Source organism: Rhizobium indigoferae (assembly GCF_034554815.1).
GTDB classification, from domain to species: domain Bacteria; phylum Pseudomonadota; class Alphaproteobacteria; order Rhizobiales; family Rhizobiaceae; genus Rhizobium; species Rhizobium leguminosarum.
On record NZ_CP140637.1, the window covers coordinates 1,140,880 to 1,162,583 of the forward strand.

The 21,704-nt window shown below is 58.4% G+C and carries 24 protein-coding genes and 4 pseudogenes; 16 read left to right on the forward strand and 12 right to left on the reverse strand.

The window, feature by feature from the left end; translation table 11 throughout:
• Nucleotides 1-8 precede the first annotated feature (8 nt).
• Together U5G49_RS32060 and U5G49_RS32065 are read right to left on the reverse strand one after the other, a co-directional pair.
• A complete protein-coding gene (locus U5G49_RS32060; RefSeq protein WP_193443183.1) occupies nt 9-944 on the reverse strand; it encodes an amidohydrolase family protein in 936 nt (311 codons plus the stop codon).
• Nucleotides 941-2,272, reverse strand: coding sequence for an NtaA/DmoA family FMN-dependent monooxygenase (locus tag U5G49_RS32065; protein ID WP_193443186.1), 1,332 nt, complete (start codon nt 2,270-2,272; stop codon nt 941-943). The genes U5G49_RS32060 and U5G49_RS32065 overlap by 4 nt, the downstream gene beginning before the upstream one ends.
• A 404-nt stretch (nt 2,273-2,676) precedes the next feature.
• Between U5G49_RS32065 and U5G49_RS32070 the strand changes: the two genes are divergently transcribed.
• The 8 genes and pseudogenes from U5G49_RS32070 to U5G49_RS32105 all read left to right on the forward strand — a co-directional run bounded on the left by U5G49_RS32070 (nt 2,677) and on the right by U5G49_RS32105 (nt 8,576).
• Nucleotides 2,677-2,874, forward strand: a complete 198-nt coding sequence (locus tag U5G49_RS32070) for a hypothetical protein (protein ID WP_193443188.1) — start codon at nt 2,677-2,679, stop codon at nt 2,872-2,874.
• 13 nt (nt 2,875-2,887) lie between these two features.
• The gene (locus U5G49_RS32075) at nt 2,888-3,079 is read left to right on the forward strand and encodes a hypothetical protein (protein ID WP_027687159.1); all 192 of its coding nucleotides are present in this window, start codon (nt 2,888-2,890) and stop codon (nt 3,077-3,079) included.
• 276 nt (nt 3,080-3,355) lie between these two features.
• On the forward strand, nt 3,356-4,072 hold the full coding sequence (locus U5G49_RS32080) for a hypothetical protein (protein WP_193443212.1): 717 nt from the start codon (nt 3,356-3,358) through the stop codon (nt 4,070-4,072).
• A gap of 226 nt (nt 4,073-4,298) precedes the next feature.
• On the forward strand, nt 4,299-4,850 hold the full coding sequence (locus U5G49_RS32085) for an OsmC family protein (protein WP_193443191.1): 552 nt from the start codon (nt 4,299-4,301) through the stop codon (nt 4,848-4,850).
• Between the two features lie 241 nt (nt 4,851-5,091).
• Complete coding sequence (locus U5G49_RS32090; RefSeq protein WP_193443193.1) at nt 5,092-6,120, forward strand: NADP-dependent oxidoreductase; 1,029 nt, start codon at nt 5,092-5,094, stop codon at nt 6,118-6,120.
• 222 nt (nt 6,121-6,342) lie between these two features.
• Nucleotides 6,343-7,368, forward strand: a complete 1,026-nt coding sequence (locus tag U5G49_RS32095; RefSeq protein ID WP_284199523.1) for an isopenicillin N synthase family dioxygenase — start codon at nt 6,343-6,345, stop codon at nt 7,366-7,368.
• A 294-nt stretch (nt 7,369-7,662) separates the two neighbouring features.
• Nucleotides 7,663-8,019 (forward strand): annotated as a pseudogene (locus U5G49_RS32100) (hypothetical protein); the annotation flags it as partial.
• Between the two features lie 245 nt (nt 8,020-8,264).
• Nucleotides 8,265-8,576: a putative quinol monooxygenase gene (locus U5G49_RS32105; RefSeq protein WP_193443197.1), complete on the forward strand. Its 312-nt coding sequence runs from the start codon at nt 8,265-8,267 to the stop codon at nt 8,574-8,576.
• 259 nt (nt 8,577-8,835) lie between these two features.
• On the opposite strand, the gene U5G49_RS32110 is transcribed toward U5G49_RS32105, so the two are convergent.
• Nucleotides 8,836-9,474, reverse strand: coding sequence for a glutathione S-transferase family protein (locus tag U5G49_RS32110; RefSeq protein ID WP_284199524.1), 639 nt, complete (start codon nt 9,472-9,474; stop codon nt 8,836-8,838).
• A gap of 132 nt (nt 9,475-9,606) precedes the next feature.
• Between U5G49_RS32110 and U5G49_RS32115 the strand changes: the two genes are divergently transcribed.
• Nucleotides 9,607-10,509 (forward strand): LysR family transcriptional regulator, encoded by a 903-nt coding sequence (locus U5G49_RS32115; protein WP_193444368.1) that lies wholly within the window; start codon nt 9,607-9,609, stop codon nt 10,507-10,509.
• 38 nt (nt 10,510-10,547) lie between these two features.
• Here the strand turns inward: U5G49_RS32115 and U5G49_RS32120 are convergent, their stop codons facing one another.
• From U5G49_RS32120 to U5G49_RS32145, 6 genes and pseudogenes are all read right to left on the reverse strand, one after another.
• Complete coding sequence (locus tag U5G49_RS32120) at nt 10,548-11,252, reverse strand: SDR family NAD(P)-dependent oxidoreductase (RefSeq protein ID WP_322790950.1); 705 nt, start codon at nt 11,250-11,252, stop codon at nt 10,548-10,550.
• 847 nt (nt 11,253-12,099) lie between these two features.
• Nucleotides 12,100-12,617: pseudogene (locus U5G49_RS32125) on the reverse strand (OB-fold nucleic acid binding domain-containing protein); the annotation flags it as partial.
• A gap of 86 nt (nt 12,618-12,703) precedes the next feature.
• Nucleotides 12,704-12,982, reverse strand: a complete 279-nt coding sequence (locus U5G49_RS32130) for a hypothetical protein (protein WP_193444370.1) — start codon at nt 12,980-12,982, stop codon at nt 12,704-12,706.
• Nucleotides 12,983-12,991: 9 nt separating this feature from the next.
• Nucleotides 12,992-13,291: a DUF982 domain-containing protein gene (locus tag U5G49_RS32135; RefSeq protein ID WP_193444371.1), complete on the reverse strand. Its 300-nt coding sequence runs from the start codon at nt 13,289-13,291 to the stop codon at nt 12,992-12,994.
• 74 nt (nt 13,292-13,365) lie between these two features.
• Nucleotides 13,366-13,836: an Hsp20 family protein gene (locus U5G49_RS32140; RefSeq protein WP_193444372.1), complete on the reverse strand. Its 471-nt coding sequence runs from the start codon at nt 13,834-13,836 to the stop codon at nt 13,366-13,368.
• Between the two features lie 218 nt (nt 13,837-14,054).
• On the reverse strand, nt 14,055-14,948 hold the full coding sequence (locus tag U5G49_RS32145) for an SDR family oxidoreductase (protein ID WP_193444373.1): 894 nt from the start codon (nt 14,946-14,948) through the stop codon (nt 14,055-14,057).
• Between the two features lie 146 nt (nt 14,949-15,094).
• Here U5G49_RS32145 and U5G49_RS32150 point away from each other — a divergent pair, with 146 nt between their 5' ends.
• Nucleotides 15,095-15,415, forward strand: a complete 321-nt coding sequence (locus tag U5G49_RS32150; protein WP_284199526.1) for a plasmid stabilization protein — start codon at nt 15,095-15,097, stop codon at nt 15,413-15,415.
• An 8-nt stretch (nt 15,416-15,423) separates the two neighbouring features.
• A pseudogene (locus U5G49_RS32155) lies at nt 15,424-15,622 on the forward strand (BA14K family protein); the annotation flags it as partial.
• Here U5G49_RS32155 and U5G49_RS32160 read toward each other — a convergent pair.
• A pseudogene (locus U5G49_RS32160) lies at nt 15,553-16,384 on the reverse strand (sensor histidine kinase); the annotation flags it as partial. The pseudogenes U5G49_RS32155 and U5G49_RS32160 sit on opposite strands and share 70 nt — an antisense overlap.
• A gap of 74 nt (nt 16,385-16,458) precedes the next feature.
• Here U5G49_RS32160 and U5G49_RS32165 point away from each other — a divergent pair.
• Entirely contained in the window at nt 16,459-16,770 is a 312-nt protein-coding gene (locus tag U5G49_RS32165) for a hypothetical protein (RefSeq protein ID WP_284199527.1), read from the forward strand.
• Nucleotides 16,771-16,878: 108 nt separating this feature from the next.
• Here the strand turns inward: U5G49_RS32165 and U5G49_RS32170 are convergent, their stop codons facing one another.
• The gene (locus U5G49_RS32170) at nt 16,879-17,496 is read right to left on the reverse strand and encodes a CGNR zinc finger domain-containing protein (protein ID WP_322790951.1); all 618 of its coding nucleotides are present in this window, start codon (nt 17,494-17,496) and stop codon (nt 16,879-16,881) included.
• Nucleotides 17,497-17,671: 175 nt separating this feature from the next.
• Between U5G49_RS32170 and U5G49_RS32175 the strand changes: the two genes are divergently transcribed.
• Both U5G49_RS32175 and U5G49_RS32180 read left to right on the forward strand, forming a co-directional pair.
• Nucleotides 17,672-17,929: a hypothetical protein gene (locus U5G49_RS32175; protein ID WP_193443221.1), complete on the forward strand. Its 258-nt coding sequence runs from the start codon at nt 17,672-17,674 to the stop codon at nt 17,927-17,929.
• Nucleotides 17,930-18,119: 190 nt separating this feature from the next.
• Nucleotides 18,120-18,323 carry a cold-shock protein gene (locus U5G49_RS32180; RefSeq protein WP_193443066.1) on the forward strand — a complete coding sequence of 68 codons (204 nt, stop codon included), beginning with the start codon at nt 18,120-18,122 and terminating at the stop codon, nt 18,321-18,323.
• Nucleotides 18,324-18,474: 151 nt separating this feature from the next.
• Here U5G49_RS32180 and U5G49_RS32185 read toward each other — a convergent pair whose 3' ends face one another.
• The gene (locus tag U5G49_RS32185) at nt 18,475-18,786 is read right to left on the reverse strand and encodes a DUF982 domain-containing protein (protein WP_193443223.1); all 312 of its coding nucleotides are present in this window, start codon (nt 18,784-18,786) and stop codon (nt 18,475-18,477) included.
• A gap of 191 nt (nt 18,787-18,977) precedes the next feature.
• On the opposite strand from U5G49_RS32185, the gene U5G49_RS32190 reads away from it, so the two are divergent.
• On the forward strand, nt 18,978-20,003 hold the full coding sequence (locus U5G49_RS32190; RefSeq protein WP_193443225.1) for a sensor histidine kinase: 1,026 nt from the start codon (nt 18,978-18,980) through the stop codon (nt 20,001-20,003).
• 81 nt (nt 20,004-20,084) lie between these two features.
• On the forward strand, nt 20,085-21,257 hold the full coding sequence (locus U5G49_RS32195; RefSeq protein WP_193443227.1) for an MFS transporter: 1,173 nt from the start codon (nt 20,085-20,087) through the stop codon (nt 21,255-21,257).
• Nucleotides 21,258-21,704 lie beyond the last annotated feature (447 nt).

A 21,704-nucleotide genomic window follows, 5' to 3' on the forward strand; every position in this document is an offset into this window, starting at 1 on the left:
CCGTCGATCTACCGATCGACGCGGCCGAGAAGCCGTCGCGCATTGCCGCCGGCAATAAGCGCCTGCGCCGCCGCGTCGAGGCCGGCCGTCTTGAAACTCCTGCCCAGGGATTGCTGCGAAAGCGATGGCAGGATCGGCCAGTCGGTTCCGGCAAGCACTCTGTCGGGACCGAAGAATTCCGCGAGAATGGCGATGATCGAGGGATCGTCGCCCATCGTATCAAAATAGATATTCGGCCTTCGGCCTTCGGCGCGGTTCTGCCTGGAGTAACGGCCGCCGCGTGACGCCTGCACGATGGCGCCGAGGCCAAGGGTCGCGAAAACGAAGTCGAGGTCGGGAAACTCGTCAAGCAGGCCGCTCTCCAACACCGACAGGAAGGCGACACCGTTCATCAGCCCACGGCCAAGGGAGTTGCCAAGTTTGCCGGCACCCGCAATCAGAATGTCCGCCTGCGGCGCGTTGACCGGATGCACGAAGACCGGCCGTTTGAACCGGGCTGCGACCGCAAGTGTCGGCCGCACACTGGCGTCGCCCAGAAATTTGCCATCGCGGGAAGAATCGATGACGAGGCCCGACAGGCCGAGTTCGCCAAGCACTCGCTCTGCCTCGCGCCCAGCGATCTCGCCTGAAAAAGGATCGACGGTCGCCAATGCCGCAAGGCGCCCCGGATTGGCCTTGACCAGTCCGGCCAGCCAATCGTTGACATTGGAGATCACCTCGGTATCGACTGGTCCCGCAACGCCGAACAGGCTTTCCACCGTCGTGCTCAACACCGCAAGTGATACACCGGCCGCCTCGAATTCGTCGAGAAGCGCGGCCGGATCGACGATCTTCCTCAGGATATCGTTAGGAAGTCCGGAGGATATGCGCCTGGCGCCATCAAGGCCCCATTCCGGCGGCCAGAGGTGAGTATGAATATCGACGATGTCCAATCTGCCGCTCATGCGCTGCCGCTTCCCTTGAGATAACGATCTGATGATGCTTCCTGCGTCAGCCCGAAGCGCTCCCGCAGGCTTCCACTCTCATAATGCCGCGGGAATATGCCGGCATCCTGCAGGCGTGGGACCACTTGTTCGACGAAGTCGGAGAGATCGTCGGGCAGGACCGGAGCCTGGATGTTGAAACCGTCGACGATGCCGGAACGCCACCAGGCGATGATGTCGGCCGCGATATCGTCAGCGGTGCCGGCCACGAGCCTGTGGCCGCCCTCCACGCGCCGCACGAATTGCCTCGGCGTGATACGCTCGTGGCGCGCAAGTTCGGCCAGAGCCTGCGAGAAACCTGCCGGGCGCTGTTGATCGGCCGTCGTCGTGAAGAGATCGCCGGAGACTGGCGCATCGGGATCAAGCGCGCCATAGTCGATCCCGGCATCCCTGGCGAAGCGCCGCAACAGTCCCTCCTCGCTACCTGTCCCCGACACCGCCTCATGCCGCTCCAACGCCTCTTCCCGGCTACGCCCGATGATCGGAACCAGACCGGGAACGACCCTCAAAGAGCCGACGTCACGCCCCTTCGCGATGGCCCGCTTATGGAGCTCGTCACGAAAGGCGCGAGCCGCCGATAGCGACAGCAACGAGCAGTAGATGATCTCGCCATAGGCGACAGCAAAATCGAGCCCCGGACCGGAAGCTCCCGCCTGGCCGATGAGGGCGCGCCGCTGCCTATCGCGAGGCACGTTGAGCGGCCCGGCGACATTGTAGAATTCGCCCCTGTGCCCGATCGGACGGGCAAAATCCGGATCCCAAAGCCCAGCCTGTGGATCGGCTGGCCGACGCAGCTCCCAGCTATCCAGCAACGCACCAACCACCGACATGAATTCATGTGCCTGCCTGTAGCGCGCCTCGCGCGGCGGCAAAGGCGCAGAGCCATAATTCGCCGCAACGGCGGGGTTGAAGGACGAGACGATATTACAGATGACGCGGCCGCCAGAAATGTGATCGAGTGTCGCCAGCCGGCGCGCCAGATCGTAGGGCGCACTGTAGGTGGAGGAAACCGTAATCTCGAAGCCGATATCTGGCACGGCAACAGCAAGCGCCGTCGACAGGGTCAGCGGTTCAAAGCTGTGCAGCGGCCGCTGCGCAGGATCGGCGCCGAGCGCCGGATGGTCTGAAAAGAACACCGCATCAAGAGTGCCGGCATGGGCAATCCTGGTCGTCCGTAGATAATGGTCGAACTCCGCGAAGACCAGTGGCGAACCGCCGACATGGCGCCAGGAATCGGCAAGATACCCGGTACTGTTGATACCGGCCGTAAGGATAAGTCGCTTTTGCATGAATAACGTGTCCGCCTGCGCTGCCTTGCTCGGGACTACGGTGCTGCGCGTCTTTTCGGACGCGCAAAGGACGCTGTAATACTATGAATTATGCAGTCGCCGCGGCCCGTTCAGTTATCCTTAGGATGTGGCTGGCCGGAAGGCAGAATTTCTTTCGCATTGGAAAAGAATAATTTGTTTGCTGATGCCGTCGGAAATCAAGGCCTAGGTGCCACTTGGACCCATGCCCGAAAGCCGCCACGCTCTCAAATTAGAAATATTTTCTCAAATTACAGGGAGAAGTTGGCACCGATGGGAATAGTCTCCCGCATCCCCTTCCTATATAGTCTATAAAATTAATAGACTATAACGTGCCTCAGTCGAGTGCACTTCGCAAGAAGGGCCGATTTTATCGGATGATCGCAATGGCCAAACAGGTGATCGAATATGCCGGCGTTCCGGTCGGTATCGTCGTTCCAGACAAGGACTTGCTGAAGTTCATCGCCGTGAAGTTTCATGTTCATGACCTCGACGGCCAGCACTTTGCCTCGCCGTCGGATGTGCTGCGGGCAATCCACACACTGATGTCGGCATCACATGCCAGCATTCATCGCGCCGCCTAATCGGAGAGACACCATGGGCAGGCTACGCCAATTCTTCCGGCTCTCCGCACTGCGCGACGATCTTGAAACGAGGTTGCTTGCTCGAGAGTATCGCTCCCTGCTCCTCGACGACCATTTCGAAGACGGCACGGACAAGGAACTCCAATCGAAATGCGCCGAGCTCACCATCGAAATCTCTTCGCGCCGGTATAGGCACTGCCATTGAAAGAGCTTCTGGCTCTTCACTCCATGGCAGGAACAGCGCCGCCAACCCTCAACAGGTGATCTTCAACATCACCCATCGACAACAAAACGTTGCAACGTTCAACCAGGACTACAAGGCATGCAAAGCAGATTTTTCGCCCAAAGAGCCGTCGTGTTGCGAACCACATTGAGAGCAGCTGTTCTGGCTGCCATCATCCCGTTTGCATTCCAGAATACGGCGCTTGCAGACCAAAAGGTGCTTCTGTCCTACGAGGCGACGCCCTCCGCAGGTTTCCATCTGCCGCGGCTTTCCCAGGCCAGTTATGATGATCGAGCGGCATTTTCAGCCGAAGTGCTAAAAGAGATCGTGCCGAAGATCATAACAGCCAATGGCATCGACCCTGCGACCTTGGAGACAGAGGTGACGCCCGGCGGATATCTCCTCAAAACCAATGCGTCACTTCAGACCGAGGGGGATCTTGATGACACCGCGGCTGATCGGCTTGCCGGCTCCCTGGGCTACGTCTTCCGCCAATATAGCGTCCTTGCCTCTCGCCTCAACGACACAACAGGTAAGACGGGCTTTGTTGTCGTGCGGTTTCACCAAGACAGCCTCAACGCCACCGTCGCGCAGAAATTCTTCGAGGCAGCAGACGCAACGGAAAAGGGCTTGGGCGGCGGATACACCGTGTTTGGAGACGAACAGATCTTCCTCAACGTGACGAACTCCGAAGGAAAGCCTTATAGCGGCCTTGATGACGCAACCTTCCAAGACGGCCTGAAACGCGCTGCCGCATCCTTTGGTGATCCCGCACTGGAAGTGTCTTCTTCTGGCAAGGCAACCGCACGCTTTATTGGGAATGATTGGGAGACGTCGAAGAGAGGCGAGGACTATCAAACTCTGCTCGGCGGACCGGACGGTGAATTGGTGAAAAAGCTCGACGAGATCAGTAGAGACTATGCATCCCTCGTCGCAAAGACAGCTGAAAGCAAGGGCTGGAACCGTGATGAATGAGGGCGTGTGCGAGGCGCCCACGCACAAACCGCTTTGCGATGGAACGATGTATCGCTGAAGGCCCAAGGCGAGGGGTTCATCGGCAAGAAGGAACTATCGAAGGCGGCTGTTTCGGGCAAACAGCTAAATTTAGAAAATTCTATCCATGGACTTTATAGCCGAAGAGTCGACCGTCCGCTTCGGCCATCCCAGCATCGGTCTCGACAATAGGGAATACTAGCAAGCGATGACAACTTTGAATGAGTATCTCCGACAGAAGCGCGAAGCACTACTCGATCGGCGGGCGCGCGTCAGCAAGGGCGAACTGGGCGCGGTCACATTGAAGGCCAGTGCAAGCGCAGAGGGCCGCAGCGGCGTACGTCGTATCCGAATTCGGGATTTTCAGGTCATTTCCGACAGCCCGCCCGATTTCGCCGGCTACAATCTGGGTCCGTCGTCTCCAGAACTTCTGCTCAGCGCGCTTTCGAGCTGCCTGACCCATACCTTTCTGATCCATGCTTCCGATCAGGGCGTGCCGCTTGAATCGCTGCATGCGGAAGTCTCCGCCACGATCGATCCGCGTGCAGGTGCAGAAGGATATGAAGACATTCCCGTCTATCCCCAGGACATCAACTACCTGGTCACCCTGGTATCTCCCGCAAGCACCGCGGACATCGCCAGACTGCAGGCGACCGTGGAAAAGCTCTGTCCAATCCTCAATCTGCTGAAACGCGGAAATGAGGTGCGCGGGCAGTTGGATCACCAGCAACCTGGCCATCAGACAACGAGCGCCGACTGATGACCGTATAGTCATGCGTCAGTACGTGTTCTCGACTTCGTTTCGTGTGGGAAAGCGTCGGAGGTCGGTTGCTGCATAATTCCTTAAATTGGAATCGATTGAGGGATAAAATCATGCGGCCATTCAAATGCGCCCGTGTACGGCGACAAGGGGTGCTCCGGTAGGGCCCAGATGGCGAGCGCTCAGTTTGCTTGAAGCAAATTCCTGATACACCAAGGAAAAGTCCGAAGGGAGCACACCCATGGCTAGTCAACCCGTTGCCACCCGCATCGTTCTTGCATCGCGCCCATCCGGAAAGCCGGTGGCGGCGAATTTCCGGCTCGAGCGGGAGACGGTTCGCGATCTCGCCGAGGGCGAGGTTCTTCTTGAGACGCTTTATCTTTCCCTGGACCCCTACATGCGCGGCCGCATGGACGATGCCAAATCCTATGCCAAGCCGGTCGACATCGGCGGCGTGATGGAAGGGGGCACGGTCGCGCGGATCGCACGCAGCCGCAACGCGGCGTTCAAGGCGGGGGATATCGTCCTCTCGCATTCCGGCTGGCAGAGTTATGCCATTTCAGATGGTGCGGACTTGCGGAAGCTCGATCCGCAAACCGCACCAATCACGACGGCACTCGGCATTCTCGGAATGCCCGGCTTCACGGCCTATGCCGGCCTTCGCAATATCGGCAAACCCAAGGCCGGCGAAACGCTTGTGGTTGCGGCAGCGAGCGGCGCGGTTGGCTCGGCAGTCGGACAGATGGCAAAGATTTCCGGTGCGCGTGTCGTCGGAATCGCAGGCGGGCCTGAGAAATGTGACTTCGTACGCCAGGCGCTCGGCTTCGATGTCGCCATAGACCATCATGCAAGCGATTTTCCGGCACAACTTGCAGCCGCTTGTCCAAAGGGCATCGATGTCTATTTCGAGAATGTTGGTGGCCACGTCTGGACCGCGGTCTTTCCGTTGCTGAACGACTTCGCGCGCATACCGGTCTGTGGGCTCATCGCGCATTACAACGAAGGGTCCTCTGCCTCGAGTGGACGTGATCAGCTTCCTGCTGTGATGCGTGCCATCCTGCGCAAAAGCCTGACCATCCGCGGTTTCATCCAGCGCGAATTTGCCGATCAGCGTCCTGATTTCTATCAGCAAACCGGCGCGTGGATCTCCGAGGGACGGCTCAAATACAAGGAGGACATCGTTGACGGACTTGAAAACGCTCCGGAGGCTTTTCTTGGTCTTCTGGAAGGGAGGAATTTCGGAAAGCTGATCGTGCGCGTTGCGCCCTGACACAACGGCTCGGCGTTTTCTATTTCGCGGCGCAGTTCTTTTTGCTCGCTGCCGGGACAGAACAAAAAAGCGAATCCCGGAGAAGCTGATGGGGGAGCACGTATACTCCAGGAAGAAGGTGACGACTGCGGACGTTGTCCGCAAGGGTAAGGCGTGATGCCCATCTTCAAGATCTGAGCTCACCATTTCCGGCGTAATAGTTTCATCAAGAAGGATAATGCCGTGGCCGCTGCAACAAGGACGCTTCCGATACTCGACCTCGGGCGTTTTGCATCCGCTCATCCGGAACGAGAGCAGGCGCTCGCGGAGCTACGCGACGTCAGCCGGATGCTCGGATTTTTCTATCTCACCGGACACGGTATTCCGCAGCGACGGATTGACGATCTGACCGAACTCGCGCGCCGCTTCTTCTCGTTGCCGGAAGAGCAGAAGCTGGAAATCGAGATGCGCAAGTCGCCGCATTTCCGCGGCTATAACCGGGCCGGCTTCGAATATACGCGCGGCAAGCAGGATTGGCGGGAACAGGTCGATTTCGGCCCTGAGCGCCAGAGGCTGGAGATCGGTCCGGGCGATCCTCCATGGAAGCGGCTGTTCGGTCCGAACCAATTCCCCTCGGCGCTTCCGCACATGCGCGCAGCCGTACTCGAATGGATCGAAGAGGTGACCGCCGTCGGTCTGAAAGTCCTCCAGGCATTTTCCGAGGCGCTCGGCCAGAGCCCTGATGTCTTCGCGCCGATCTATGCCAATGGTCCGAACCAGCTTCTGAAGATCGTGCGGTATCCCGGTCGCGATCAGACGCAGAGCAACCAGGGCGTCGGCGCCCACAAGGATGGCGGCTTCGTCACCATCCTGTTGCAGGACGTCATTGGCGGACTGCAGGTCGATGACGGCGAAGGCGGCTGGATCGACGCGCCGCCGATCCGCGGCACCTTCGTCGTCAATGTCGGGGAGCTCTTGGAACTCGCCTCCAACGGTTACCTCAAGGCCAATATCCATCGCGTCGTCACCCCGCCGGCCGGCGGCGACAGGCTATCCATTCCGTTCTTCCTCGGTGCGAATCTGGCTGCGACCATCCCTGTTCTCGATTTGCCACCGGCGCTTCTTGCAGAGGTGCGGGGCGTGACGCAGGATCCTCTCAATCCTCTGTTCCGCGAGGTGGGCCGCAACGTGCTGAAATCGCGGTTGCGCTCTCATCCCGACGTGGCGCAGGAGCATCATGCCGACCTTTTGGGCGCGGAAGCGACATAGACCTGACCACCCGGCATTCACCGAAGCATGCCGGGATCGACACATCTGGCGCGGGGGCCGCCCATGAAGCTGAATACGTCTTCGATCATAAACGGTGATCCTGCTTGCGGCCATGTTCGGCCTCGTCGCGCTCAATCCCTTCGGCAGGAATATCGCCGCCCATCAGGAATGCCAGGTTAGGCAGCATGAGGGTGCCCAGTGGAAGCTTTCGAGCGCGAGTGCCGACATGAGGCCGCTGTAAAGATCTTGCATGACCGGGCCTCAAGGAAGTGGCGTGCGGAGGACGAACATCGCGAGATGGATGCTGCCAAATTGAGAAAGTTGCCGCTGCAAGCCTCGGCGCCTGTAGGCGCTGTCGTGAGCGGCCTTCCTTTTTTGTCAATGCCGATGCGGAAGGTGCATGCTATCCTGGAGGGGGCGTTTTCGCATCTTCGCTGTGGTGGAGCACTCTACCAATTCACTTACGGCCCGAAATGTCCGATCGCCAGACCCTTGCTTGACCGTCTGGGCCTGAAGGCAAGGTATGTCGGATGCACCCTCGCCAATATTCCACCCGCAGCCGTCTATCGCATCAGTCGACGAAGACCGCGCAGGGCATTCGAACCGGCGCATCAGGATCTGTTGTTCGACGGTCAGAAAAATCCATCCTAACCAGCAGCAGCTCGACCTGCATGGCTATTCTTTTTCCGGCTGAATCCGGCAGGCACCGGACATTCCATCACAGCCCGACGCGTTCCTTCAGCACTCAGTGAGATCAAAGCTTCGATGAAAGCCTTGCTCACCTGGTTAGATATATTCCAAATAGGAATGCATGTTATTCCAACAACCGCGCTGGCCTCGGCCTTTTTTCATCTTCATACCGCGCAGACTGATGCCCCGCAAACTTGGAGATGCAGATGACGAGAGTGGCAATTTACGTCGAGTTAAAAGCAAAATTGGGCAGGGAAGAAGAAGTTGCCGCGTTTCTCAAGAGCGCTCAAGGATTGGTGTTGCTAGAACCGCTTACCGTCGCCTGGTATGCCATCCGATTTGACCATTCCACCTTCGCGATCTTCGACGCCTTCGATGGTGAGGAAGGGCGCCAGGCTCATCTTCAAGGCGCCGTGGCCGCTGCACTGGTTGCTCGGTACGATAAACTTTTCGACGGTCCGCTCGAAATTCGCCAGCCTGTCGTTTTGGCTGATCGGACGCCAACCAAAGCCTCTTGAATCGACGAAGTCGCAGCGCAGGCGCTGCGACTTCGGTTGTCCACCGTTCGAGTTCACACTGTTTCGTCCCTACATGACGATGCCACGGAGCCGGTCGATCCCTCAGGGCGGCTGGACGTGTGGGACTTTTACCGTTGCCGCGTTTTGTCGCACACGGCAACACGACAGCCTTCGGCATGCGGTTCTTCTACGCTCGACATCCTGTTCCCTGCTGCTAATCGTCATCCGCCCAGCGCCCGATTCATCAACAAGCTGCTGGTCACGCCGCAGGAACAAGTGCCGCCACTCTCTGTAGCGCTCGCTTGACTGCCGGTCTGGCATCTATTTGGCCGTACCAGCGAGCAATATTTGGGCTGTTTTCAAAGTCGATACCGGCAAACTCCCGCCGCCAAAGCCAGCCGAAGTGTACGATGTCGGCTATCGTAAATACGTCGCCGGTGACAAACTGGCGCTCCCCAAGCAAGCCTTCGAGCACGGCCAGCACGCGTTCCGATTCCGATTGAAAACGAGCGATCGCGAGGGGGATTTGTTCAGCCGCCTGGCGCTTGAAGAAACCAAGCTGCCCGAAAGCCGGACCCACACTGGTCAAGTGGAAGAACATCTGTTCAAAGACCCGGACACGGCCGACGCCTTCTCGGGGAAGCAACTTTCCCGTCTTCTCTGCAAGGTAGACCAAGATTGCGCCGGACTCACTAATCGTAATGGGGCTTCCATCGAAGCCTTCGCTGTCAACCATAAGTGGCACCTTTCCGTTTGGGTTGATTGCGAGATAATCGGGAAGCTTCTGCTCGCCCTTGCGCACGTTGACTGGCTTCAGTTTGTAAGCAAGGCCAAGCTCCTCGAGAGCGATAGGCACGCGGATGCTGTTGGGTGTCGAGAAGGCGTAAACTTCAATCATTTTGGTTTCCAAGCTTGGCGGTTGCGTTGAAGCGACCTGGCGCCGTGTGCCAGACGGTTCATATGTGCGCGCATTGACTTGACTGCGAAACTGATGACGCCGACATATACGTCATTCCAAGGAGGAATGAATATGAATCGGTTGGCCGCGATGGACGCTTTTGTTCGTGTCGTTGACACTGGTTCTTTCACGAGCGCTGCACGGCAACTTCGCGTGGGACAACCTGCCGTTTCCAAGATGATAGCTCAGCTTGAAGAACGGGTGGGCGTCAGACTTCTTCTGCGGACGACCCAAGGCCTTACCCCAACAGAAGCCGGCGAGACATTCTACGAGCATTCAAAACGTGCAATCGAGGAAGCGGACGAGGCCGAGGCTAAAGCGCGAGGTTCCGGCGCGGCACTTAGTGGGCGGCTGCGAATTAGCGGTGCAGTCACCTTCGTCCGACTTTACGTTGTCCCACGCCTGCCGAAATTCCTCGCCATGCATCCCAATCTCGATATCGAGGTGCATATGGACGACCGCAACGTCGATCTGGTGGAGGCAGGCATCGACATCGCCTTGCGGATGGGCGATCTGCAGGATTCGTCGCTGACCGCACGAAAAATTGGTCAAAGTCCTCGGAGCGTCATCGCCTCGCCAGAGTATCTGAGCCGTGCTGGAGTGCCCACATCTCTTGAGGAACTCGCGTCGCATGAAGCAATCATTTATGATCTACGCAGTGGGGGTACCGTCTGGAACTTTACCAAAGGTTCAACTCGGAGCACTGTGACCATCGGAGGGCGCATGCGGCTGACGGCGGCGGAGGGGGTGCGCGAAGCGATCTTTGCCGGGATAGGGCTGGCCGTTGCTTCTGATTGGATGTTCGGACCGGAACTGGCAGCTGGGAAGGTTCGGCGTATTTTGCAGGATTGGGAACTTCCGCCTGTCGATCTCTGGGCAGTCTTTCCAAGCGGGCGGGCCGCGACGACAAAAGCACGAACCTTTGCCGACTTTATCAAGCGGGAGCTTGCAGCCCAGTTCCGTGGCGATGACTAAGGCACCTGACGCGGGCGGCAGAGCCGCCCGCGCTATCGTTAGTATTGGGCGACACCGCCGTCCACGGCCAGTTCAACACCTGTTATATAGCCGCTGTCATCGGATGCGAAGAACAGCGCGGTCTTGCCCATATCATCCGGTGTACCCATACGGCCCATTGGAATGGTACCAGCAATTCCTTCATATGCTTCGGCAGGGATCAACCCGGTCAGTCCCGGCGTCAAAGTGTGGCCTGGGCTCAGGACATTGATCCTGAATCCGCGTTCCTTGGTATCGATGATCCAGCCACGAACAAGGCTGCGGATAGCCGCTTTTGTCGAGGAATAGACGGACATGCTTGGGATACCCTTCGAGGCAGCGATCGACCCCGTCAGAATGATCGAGGCACCGTCCTGCAGGACCGGCAGGGCCTTCTGGAAGGCGAAGAGAAGACCCCGGACGTTGGTGTTGTAGGTTTTGTCGAAATGCTCCTCCGTGATTTCGCCGAGCTTCATGAATTCATAGAAACCGGCATTGAGAACCAGAACATCGATGTGACCGCTATTCTTCTTCACAATCTCATATAGTTTATCCAAGTCCGCGAGTTTCGACGCATCAGCCTGGACGGCAATAGCGCCGTGACCGATTTCGGCAGCAGCCCTGTCTAGCTCGTTTTGCCTGCGGCCAGTGATGTAAACGAGCGCGCCCTCTTCAGCGAATTGCTTTGCAATGCCGAGCCCGATGCCTGCGCTGCCGCCGGTCACGACGGCGACCTTGCCATTCAATTTTTTGCCCATAGAAATGAACTTTCAATTTGGTTGGTTTGACCCGCTTGGAGCCGAGCTGCCTGGGCGGATTTGGCACCCGATCGGGCGGCCCAACACTCAGATAAAACCCTTGAGAACGACGGGGTAGCGGTCAAACACGACTATGAATTATTCCAGGAAGGAATGCCTCTGGTTCGGACCGCTATTGTTCCTCCACAACCCCTGTAGAGTATGCTTCCGGAGTTTGTGACGTGCCAAGTTAGGGCTAGAGCCACAAGCGACCAATGTATTAAATTTTTCGGGTGTGCCGCTCGCGGCGTCGTCGGTATCGTTAAACATTGCATGTTGACGGATCCCGAAAGCAGACCCATCCGGGAAGAGGTTGCCAGCAGACCAAGAGCGGACATCTACTAAATGGCCTTCAGGCGAGCTAATGTCGGGTGACCAAGTGGGCAGTAGATGGACCTAGTCGCGCAGGACGGTTAGTGGGCAAAGAGCCACGACAGGTTCAGCATAAAGCGGGCTATGACACCGTCATTGTGTTTGAGGACGGTGCGATTACTGCCTGGTCCGAAGTCAAAATCAATATATCCTTTGGAGATAGCTCGCTTGTCGTTAGTAAGGTAAAATGCTCGGAAGAACGCCTCTGCCGCAGGCGCCAGCAATATACGCCGGAAAGTCCGCTTCTGGGGCGAATCCAGACCAAGTTCCGCTGTCGAACGTCCGCTTTCATGAGAGGGTGCCACGGAGCGACAGTCTGATTCCGTGCCCCAAGCCGGTCATACATCCAACCTGACGCCAATGTCTGTTATTGGCGCATTCCGGCCGAGCACACAGCAGGGGACTATGCCGACAATGGGGACCTATCGGAAATCGCGCGCTTTTGGGAACTGGCTCGGCATAGTTTACGGCTCGTGATAAATACCCTTATGCCAACTCGGCATAAGGGCACGAAAATGTCCCTCGGCTTGACCGCCGGCGCTCGATCCCTTGAATCGGAACTGCCCGGGGCGCCATGGGCGAACTCGTCGCCGCGGCCCGTCGGCAGTTTGAATCTCCATCACGATCAGCCAAGGCGGATAGGTCGCCCGAGAGATCGAACAGTTGCTGGGCGATGAGGTGCACGACCTCCCCTTCCCGCTGGATCCGGCCGTTGATCGCCATCATGCTCGATCCGAGCACGACGCGCCGGCGTCGCTCGAACAGCTTCGGCCAGACAACGACGTTCGCCGGACCGGTCTCATCCTCGATCGTCAGATACATCACGCCCTTTGCCGATCCGGGCATTTGACGGACGAGGACGAGGCCCGCGGTCATCAACCAACGACCATCGCGGGCAGACATGGCTTCACCGCAGGTGACCGATGCCATCGGGCGCATCCATTGCGACAATCGGCGTGTACTGAGCGGCTCGCCAAATCCTCAAAGCAGGCCGCTTGAACAGTCCGTCAGATGCCATAGCGCCGATCGAGTTCTTTCAGCGCAGACTGTACCTCATCGATCGAAATCGGCTCTGGCATACCCGGCACCTGCCGGAGGGCCGGCTTGGAATCGACAGCGTAAAAGTCGGAGGCCCAGGCCGCGAGGATCGTTCGCTTATCATCGACCGAAAGAGCCGGCGCTCTCACCACATCGATTGGCTGCTGAAGCTGCATACCCTGAAGCAAGACCGCTGGTCCCATCGCCATCGCGTTGCTGGCCGCCTGCTGCAACATGTCGTGCGTCATCGGACCACCTCACTGTACGTGTGGATCCCGGTCACGCCGCAGGCGTGAGGCCGCGATCATATTGGTTTCCGGCGCCAGCAGGTCGTGTTTCTCGGCGAAGGCCAAAAACAGGCCACGCGCGGTTTCTGCTTCAATCTCGCCAGACAGTGCCGCACTGCAGGCCTTCAGGGCAATCGCATGCGCGCTGTCCCTGAGTGATGTCGGCCACTCGGAAAGATGCCGGTAGGCATCCATGACGCTGCGAACCTCCGCTGGGAAACCAAGGCCGACGAGAATGGAAACAGGCCGTCTAAACATATCGGGTTTCATCGCTCTCTCCTTTCCAACCCGGAATGTTGATGGGCGCCGACGTGACGGCGCCCTTTTTGAGCGGACAATGCAGGTCAAGCTGCCTTGTGCGCTTCGATCTGCGCGGGAGCAGACATCAAACCAGGAGCGCTCTCGATCGAGATCTTGCGCGGCTTCAGGGCCTCGGGGATCTCCCGAACCAGATCGATCGACAGGAGTCCGCTGCTGAGGTCCGCCCCGTTCACTCTGACATGGTCGGCGAGTTCGAACCGGTGCTCGAACGGCCGGCCGGCAATGCCGCGATGCAGGTAGCCTTCGGCAGCCGCTTCCTGCTTCTTGCCGGTGACCGTCAGTAGATTGGATTGGAAGGTGATGTCGAGTTCGTCCTGGGTGAAGCCCGCGACCGCGATCGAAATCCGGTAGGTGTCGTCACCGGTCTTGACAATGTCATAGGGCGGCCAGTCGCTGATCGACCGGGCGCGCTGGGCGTTTTCCAGAAGATTGAAGACCCGGTCGAAGCCGACGCTGGAACGGTAGAGCGGTGCATAGTCGTAAGATGTTGCCATAGCCATATCCTCCTTGAAGCAACATGGATACGGAAGCGCCGAAAGCGGCGCTCCCAGCAAGGCCAGCCCTTTATCAGCGGCTGGCGGCAATCGATTTGGTTTTTGAGAATTTCGGATTCAAGAGTAGCGGAAGAAAAAAATTCTGGCTTTCGGCGTCTTCCACCGGCTCAAGCCAACTCATAAACGGCTACACTAGAACTTCGCGCAAGCCTTCTCGATCAGGCGATGCCCTTGCCGCCGGTGACACCATAGACCTCACCGTTGATGAAGCTTGCTTCGTGAGAGGCGAGGAGCACAAAGACGGGAGCCAGTTCGACCGGCTGGCCGGGCCGGCCGAAGTCGCTGTCCTTGCCGAAGTTCTTCACCTTCTCGTCTGGCTGCCCGCCACTCGGCTGGAGAACCGTCCAGACCGGTCCGGGTGCGACGACATTGGCGCGAATGCCACGCTCAATCAGCTGCTTGGCAAGGGCCTTCGTATAGGCAACGATACCGGCCTTTGTCGTGGCATAGTCGAGCAAGATCGGTGACGGCTGATAAGCCTGGATGGAGGCCGTGGTAATCACCGCGGATCCCGCCGGCATATAGGGCACGGCGGCTTGTGCGATCCAGTGGAGCGCATAGAGATTGGTCTTCATCGTTTTATCGAAATCTTCCGTAGACAACTCCTCGATCTTTTCGCGGTATTGCTGACGGCCGGCATTGATGACGAGGATATCGAGACCGCCTAGGCCAGAAACGGTTCTGTCGACCAGCTCTTTGCACCAGGACTCGTCCGTGATGTCGCCCGGAAGCGGGACGGCCTTGCGGCCCTCGACTTCGATAAGGCCGATCACTTCCCTTGCGTCCGCCTCTTCATCCGGAAGATAGGCAATGGCGACGTCGGCCCCCTCACGGGCAAACGCGATTGCCGCGGCACGGCCGATGCCAGAATCTCCGCCGGTGACGAGTGCCTTCCGACCTGTGAGCTTTCCCGACCCGCGATAACTCTTCTCGCCGTGATCCGGCGTGGGATCCATCTTGCGGGCGAGGCCGGGCGCCTGTTGCGGCTGGTCTGGGAAAGGCGGTGCTGGATAAAGCGTGCGCGGATCGTTCAAGGAGGTCTTGTCGCTCATAATGACACCTAAGGTTTTTGCGAATTGCATGGGGAATGACTGTCTGCGAACGCAGGTTTTATCCCTTTGTTCCTGTGACGCCGCCGGCTCGGAACAAACTTTTTGCGTTGTCGTTCGTCCTGATGATCAACGAAGGAGGAAATGTCATGCCCCGTGGTGACAAGTCCAAGTACACCGACAAGCAGGAACGCAAGGCTGACCATATCGCCGAAAGCTACGAAGACCGTGGCGTGTCCGAGAACGAAGCCGAGCGCCGGGCCTGGGCGACCGTCAACAAGGATGATGGCGGCGGCAAGAAGGCCGGCGGTTCCGGGCAAGGCAAGCATACCGGTCATCCGGCCGCCCACAAAGGCGGCGAGAAGGGCGGCAAGGCGGCAGCGTCGCGGTCGGCAGCGGACCGTTCGGCTTCGGCAAAGAAAGCGGCTGCGACCCGGAAACGGAACGCGGAGCACCGCGCCCATCATTGATCGGTGCCGACGGCGGCGGCGGCTCGAAAGTGAATGCTGAGGCGGCAGCCCTGTGCGCCGCTCGCTACAAAGTCGTATCGACCGGAAGGCAATACGTATCAACCATTGGAGGGACCGCGGCGCAGCTGCGACATGTCGGACACGTCTAAAGTCCCCGTTTCCACCGAGAGCGCGCCGTACTTGAGAGAGTTGGTGGCCAGCTCATGAATGACGAGTGCAAGGCTCGTCGCCGACGACTCGCCAACGCCCATCCGAGGAACTGCTACGCGAATGCGCCCCGCAAACGCGCCTTCGTCGTCGTAGGGTGCGAGTAGAACGGTGAACAGATCTCGAAGAAGGACAGCATTCCCCTGCCCGCCCTTGAGCGGACGGACGAGGTCGTGGGCACGTCCAAGGGCCGCCAGGCGTTGCGTGAGCTGGCTGACCATCTCCTCGTTCGACGCCGTCGATCGGGAGGTGATAGCGGTAAGACCGGAAGCGAGTGCCAAGAGATTCTTGACGCGGTGGCTCATTTCGCCGGTGAGCAGCTCGTGCCCCTCTTCCGCTTGTTTGCGACCGGTAACATCCAAAAATATTCCAGACATCATTCGGGCGACGATACCGGCGTCGTTGCCATGACCGCGAGAAATCCAACGGACGTCGGAGGCTTCCGTTAATATCCTGAAGTCGATCTCATTGGCCGGCTATCACTCGGGTGGCGACAAAGGCGGATCGTACTCTGTCGCGGTCGGCCGGATGAATCTTCGCCGACAAACGCTCGAACGTCAGCGGGCTCCCCCGCGAGACGTCTCTAAAGAGAGTGAACTTCACCTGCCATGTTGCGTTCCACTCGAACGGCCGATTCCAGAATAAATCTTCATGTATTGATGAGATTCGGGCGATTCCGATAGTACGATGCCGCCGTTTGCCTCGCTCACGACCACTGCGCGTTTTACTTTGCGGCGACGCATTGGCGAGGCAGGGACGAATACGTGATCCTGGAAGACGACGAGCTCGAGAGCGCCAAGACGATCGTCACATCGCGATAGAGGAAATGATTCACAATGCTGTCCGCTGAACAAAAGAGTGAATTTCACCGAGCCTTCGAAAGTCGTCGGCCTTCTGCCGATGGCGAAGCGGACGCCTATCTTGAATTCGACAGTGCCACTCCATTTTCTTCCCTGGAAGACGGTGACCTTTCATTTCGGTTGGCGCTGACGAGCAATGAAACCCTCGATCTTGCGACCAATCCGATCTGCGCGGGACGGCTCGCCGCAGCCTTGCTCGACCTGATATCGAAGAGGGGAGATTTTGTCGTCGACCTGACGATCTGGGACGCCGGAAGCGGGGAGCAGCTTGTGAAGCTCAAGCCCTGACGAGCCTCACGGTCAGGATACCGCCGCGATCTTCGCCGTCAGCGGGTGCATGTAACCCATTTTGGCGCGCGCTGACGAAGACGAAATTGGCCGGTCAGCCTGGCGTGATCAACTGGCTTGGACAGCCCGAAACTTGCGCACTCTGGCATGCGATCCGCAGGTTTTGTCCGAGCACCATCGCCTGTGGCCGCCACGAGATTGATCCAGAAAAAGCCAGCCGCAATTTGGACCTTGACACGCGCGCACTGGACGGCGTCCGTCTCGCGATGTCAGCAGTTCGGCAGCTGATTGGGCGACACGGGTGCTGATTGCATCCAAGTCTTTGGCATCCATCCGACGCCACTGGATCCTGCCTCCAACGCAGCCCAGTGATTGTTGCGATTGCGCATGTCGGGCCATCCCGGCAACAAGCTCGAGATCGTCCCGGCTGATCGGGCTTTCATCAAATTCGGACAGGAACAGGCGGTTGAGAGCCTCCCGCAATTCCTTCGCTTCTCCGAGTTCCTTTTTCGCGTCGGACGGCGACCCGCCAGCCTTGGCGAGTAAGGTATCGCGTTCTTTGTCGTCGATCAGATCGAGACGACGGGCCCAGGCCACGAGGTCATCGTAGCTATTCAGGAAATCCGGCCCCCAACGTTCACCGCGACTATCGACCGTGTTGACGAAGTCGAGTGCCGGATGACCGCCAAGAAGGCTGATGTCATCGATCGTCTTTTGCGTGTCCATGACTTGAATATCGTTCTATGGAACGATTTGAACAAGGGCGAGTTGTAACGATCTAAATATATTTTACTCGTTACAAAGATCGGAACCCTCATGCCCACCGGCCGTAGAGAAGAAGCAACATGCCGGCGGCGGTGAACCGCGTGCCGGCAAACAGAAGAGGCGGGACCTCCCGTTCTTGAGCAGGACGGACAGAGGAGTCCTCATCGTTCGCATCCTCGACGAGCTGACAGCGCATCGACGCGCGCTCGGAAACGTGCCGGCCGAGTATTGCGTTTGGATCGACACCCTCATTGCCTCCGTGTCCTCGACGATCCCGGAAATCGTCGGCATGCAGGACGTCGAGTTTAATCGTGTCTTAAGCGAATTCGAAAAGCTGATGGCGACGCTCGATGACGTTTCGCATACGAAGAAGCAGCCGGAGACAATTCATTGAGGTAAGCTGCCAACGGGCGGGTGGTCTATTTCCCTGTTGTGACGACCGAACTCCAGCGAAGAAGTCGCAATCACAATCATTCGTGCCATCGACGCCCAGAAGCAGGCATCTATATGCTCGCCATTGATCGTCCAGCGCTGGCGCTGTAGCGTCCGCTTCGCAATCCGGACGGACGAAACAGGAGGCTCTTATGCCAACGGGAACGGTTAAATTCTTCAACGACGACAAGGGCTTCGGTTTCATCACGCCTGAGGGCGGCGGACAGGATGTGTTTGTTCACGTCTCTGCCTTGCAACGCGGCGGTTCGCTCCGCGAAGGCGATAAAGTCAGCTTCGAGATTGGACAAGACCGCAAGACCGGAAAGTCGAAGGCTGAGAATGTCTCGGTCCTCTGATCGGCTGTCATAGATTTCCCAAGTGCTTAGACAGGCCAGCCTGGCACCACGATGTCGTCGCAGACCGGCGCGACGGAGCCGACGATCGCGCGGCCGGGGAAGGCGCTATGCCGGACCTCGCCTCCGATGAGGCGAGGTCGTCACTGATACCCTAGATGATGGCAAGGCGCCCCGGCCGAGCCGGATGCGCGGTCGGCTTTCTCTGCCACGGAACGAGAACGGACGGCATGCCGGCTTCCAGGCAGGCGGCCACGAAGGCCTCCCGCGCGATAATGCCGGCGGTGGTGCCGTTGAGGGCGCCACGGCACGTCTTCACCGCTCGCTCGTGGCGCTCTCCGTGACGCAACGGCCATTCGTTTTCGAGAAAGTCCAAGGCGCCGTATGCGCCCGTGAAAGTGCGCTCCAAACCGCACTGCAGCCGGATTCTTACCGGCCGGGTCCATGGAACATCGTTCTGCGGCATTTTTTCCTCCTTTCATGCCACCAATGGTCCTGATGAAATGATATTGTTAGGGATAGCCGATCATTCAAGGACCGTCAGAACCATCGAGTAACCCATTGCAAATGCCAGCGCCGTCCCCAATGTCAGGCGGCGTCCTAGAAACAGGATGAGGCCCTTTTTCTTGCGGGCCCCGGGAAGGATCGGGCCGTCATATGATCATGAAACTCTTTTCCAACTCCAGTCGCTCCCGAGAGCGCTTTCTCGAAGCCATCCTCCAAAGCGCGATCGAGTATGCGATCATCTCGACAGATCTGGATGGTCTAGTGACCACCTGGAATGAGGGCGCGCGACGGATCCTCGGATGGGATGAGGCTGAGATTATCGGCAAGCCCGCTGCGGTAATCTTCACCGAGGAAGACCAGCAGGCGGGGATTCTTCAACGGGAAATGACCGCTGCTTTGACCGAAGGTCATGGCAATGATGAGCGCTGGCACGTTCGCAAGGATGGCTCGTTGTTTTGGGCGTCGGGTCAGATGATGGCATTGACGACGGATGACGGCGAAGTCGAGGGCTTCGTGAAGATTCTGAGAGATCAGACAGAGCAGAGAGAAAACGAGGAGCGACAGCGCGTCCTGATGCACGAACTCTCTCACCGCATGAAGAATACCCTGACCGTCGTTCAGGCTATCACCAGTCAATCCTTCCGAAACGCCAGCTCTATCGAGGATGCGGAACAGGCGATATCCGCACGGATCGGTGCTTATGCGAAAGCGCACGATATTCTGCTGCAGCAGAATTGGTTGGGTACGACCATGGCGACAATTGTAGGCGCGACCGCGGTTAATCTTGGACTTGAGACGTCAGGACGGTTCAAAGCAAGCGGTCCCGCGGTTGAATTGGGTCCCCAGGCGGCTCTTTGCTTCTCCCTCGTGCTGCACGAACTTGTCACCAACGCCAACAAGTATGGTGCACTGTCGGCAGATAGCGGGACAGTCGAAATCGACTGGTCTGTGCGCGGCCAGGCGGGCGACAAGCGCTTGAACTTCCGTTGGCGGGAGGTCGGGGGGCCCGCGGTAGAAGCTCCGAGCAAGAAGGGGTTCGGCTGCAGACTCATCAACTCCAGTCTCTCCGCCTTCGGGGAGGTCACTGTTGACTACGCGCCGACAGGGTTCGTCCTGTCGCTGGACGCATCGCTTCAGAAACTGCAATTCAAAACGTATTCCGACGCTGAGGAATAATTTGAGAGAACGATCCGCAAGAGTTAGGGGCGCTTGGCGGCGTCGGTTCGGAACCAATCGCACCGAAACGGCGGCTGTTTGATGCACAACGACAGGAAGCAGTTCTTCGTCCTCGCTCTCGCCTTTCTGATGAGCATGTTCTTTCGCAGCTATTTCGGTGTGGTCGGCCCGATGGTCGCTGCGGACATCGACCTCGACCCCAGCCGCTATGGATACGCGGCGTCGGCCTTCTTCATTTCATTCGGGCTGCTGCAGATGCCACTGGGCTCAGCCTTCGACCGCTTCGGCGCAAGAACGCCTATGACTGTGTTAATGATCGTCGGCGCCATGGGGGCCGCGTTGGTCGCCATGGCAGGAACGGCCGGGCAGCTCGTTGCCGGTCAGGCGGTCCTGGGCGCGGGATGCGCGCCCATCTTCATGGGAGTGGTCTATCAATTCGGAAGTCTTGGCGACGGGGTGGCCGCGCGGAAAAAGATAGCCGCCGTCAGTGCTGTTGGCTCCCTCGGCGCCCTTTTTTCGGCGTCGCCTATGGTTTGGCTTTCTGAAATCCTCGGGTGGCGCGGGGCGATGCTTGTTGCAGCGTCAGCAATGGCGCTTTGCGCGGTTGGCGTGGCCTTTCAAATGGCACCAACGCCACAAGAAGGACAATCGGAAGAGGCGACTGAGAGCAGGCCAGCGGGCTTAGTCTACCTCTTGCCAATATGCCTAACCCTGTCGCTCGGAGGGACTTTTCGCAATGCTTGGGCGACCCCTTACCTGTCCGGGGTGTTCTCCGCGGATCAGCGTGTCTCAGGTTTCGCGCTGACGATCGTGAGCGCCGTCGGCATAGGGACGTCCTTTGCCATACCCGCGCTCGTATCCAGAGTGTCAACGCGAAGCATCGTGACGGCTGGGATGGCCGCGGCGACGATGGCCGCCTTCGCAATGGGCGTCTCGCCCGGTTCCAGTATTGTCGCCGCCGTCGCTCTGATCTGCCTGCTTTATTCAATCGGCAACCTCCATCCCCTGGTTATGGCCGAAGCGCAGGAACTCGCACCTTCCAAACATAGAGGCCTTTTGCTGGGCTTTCTCAACACCCTTGTGTTTTTCGGAGTTGCGATCTCGTCGGCTGTATTTGGATGGATTGCCCAAAATGCCGGTGGACCCGCCGCCACGTTTCAAATCATCTTGTTCTTCACAGGAGGCTGTCTCGCCATCGGCCTGACGGCATATCTGGCGAGGCCAGCCTGGCGGAGCGTCGCAAACCAGCGTTAACCGGTCGCCGAGCGCAAGGTGGATCTGTCGAGCGTCAATTTGCAGCCGCCTTCGAACCACGATCCGAGCATAGCCAGCATCTTTTCAAATGGAGGTCATGCCCCTCTTTCGCTGGGAATTTATTTCAGTTCAAATTGCTTAGACACAGCGGAACTTTTTCTGGATCGTTGCGTTTTGCGCGCGGATGTGATCGCGATTATTCGTTAACGTCCGCCTTTCCATGTACGCTCACTTGCGCCCCGCGTCTCTGCGGGGCGATTTTTACGAGCGCATATTTGGTGGGGATCTAGCTCCCACTGTGTTTGGTCTCCAATTTTCTGGCTGTCCTCAGAATAATAGGGGCGTGGCGGTCGCCGCAACGGGACGCAGTCAGCAAACGCGCTGGGACGGCCATTCTCACTGACATTGTCATCATTGCGGTTGGCACTACATCCGCGTGTAGATGCC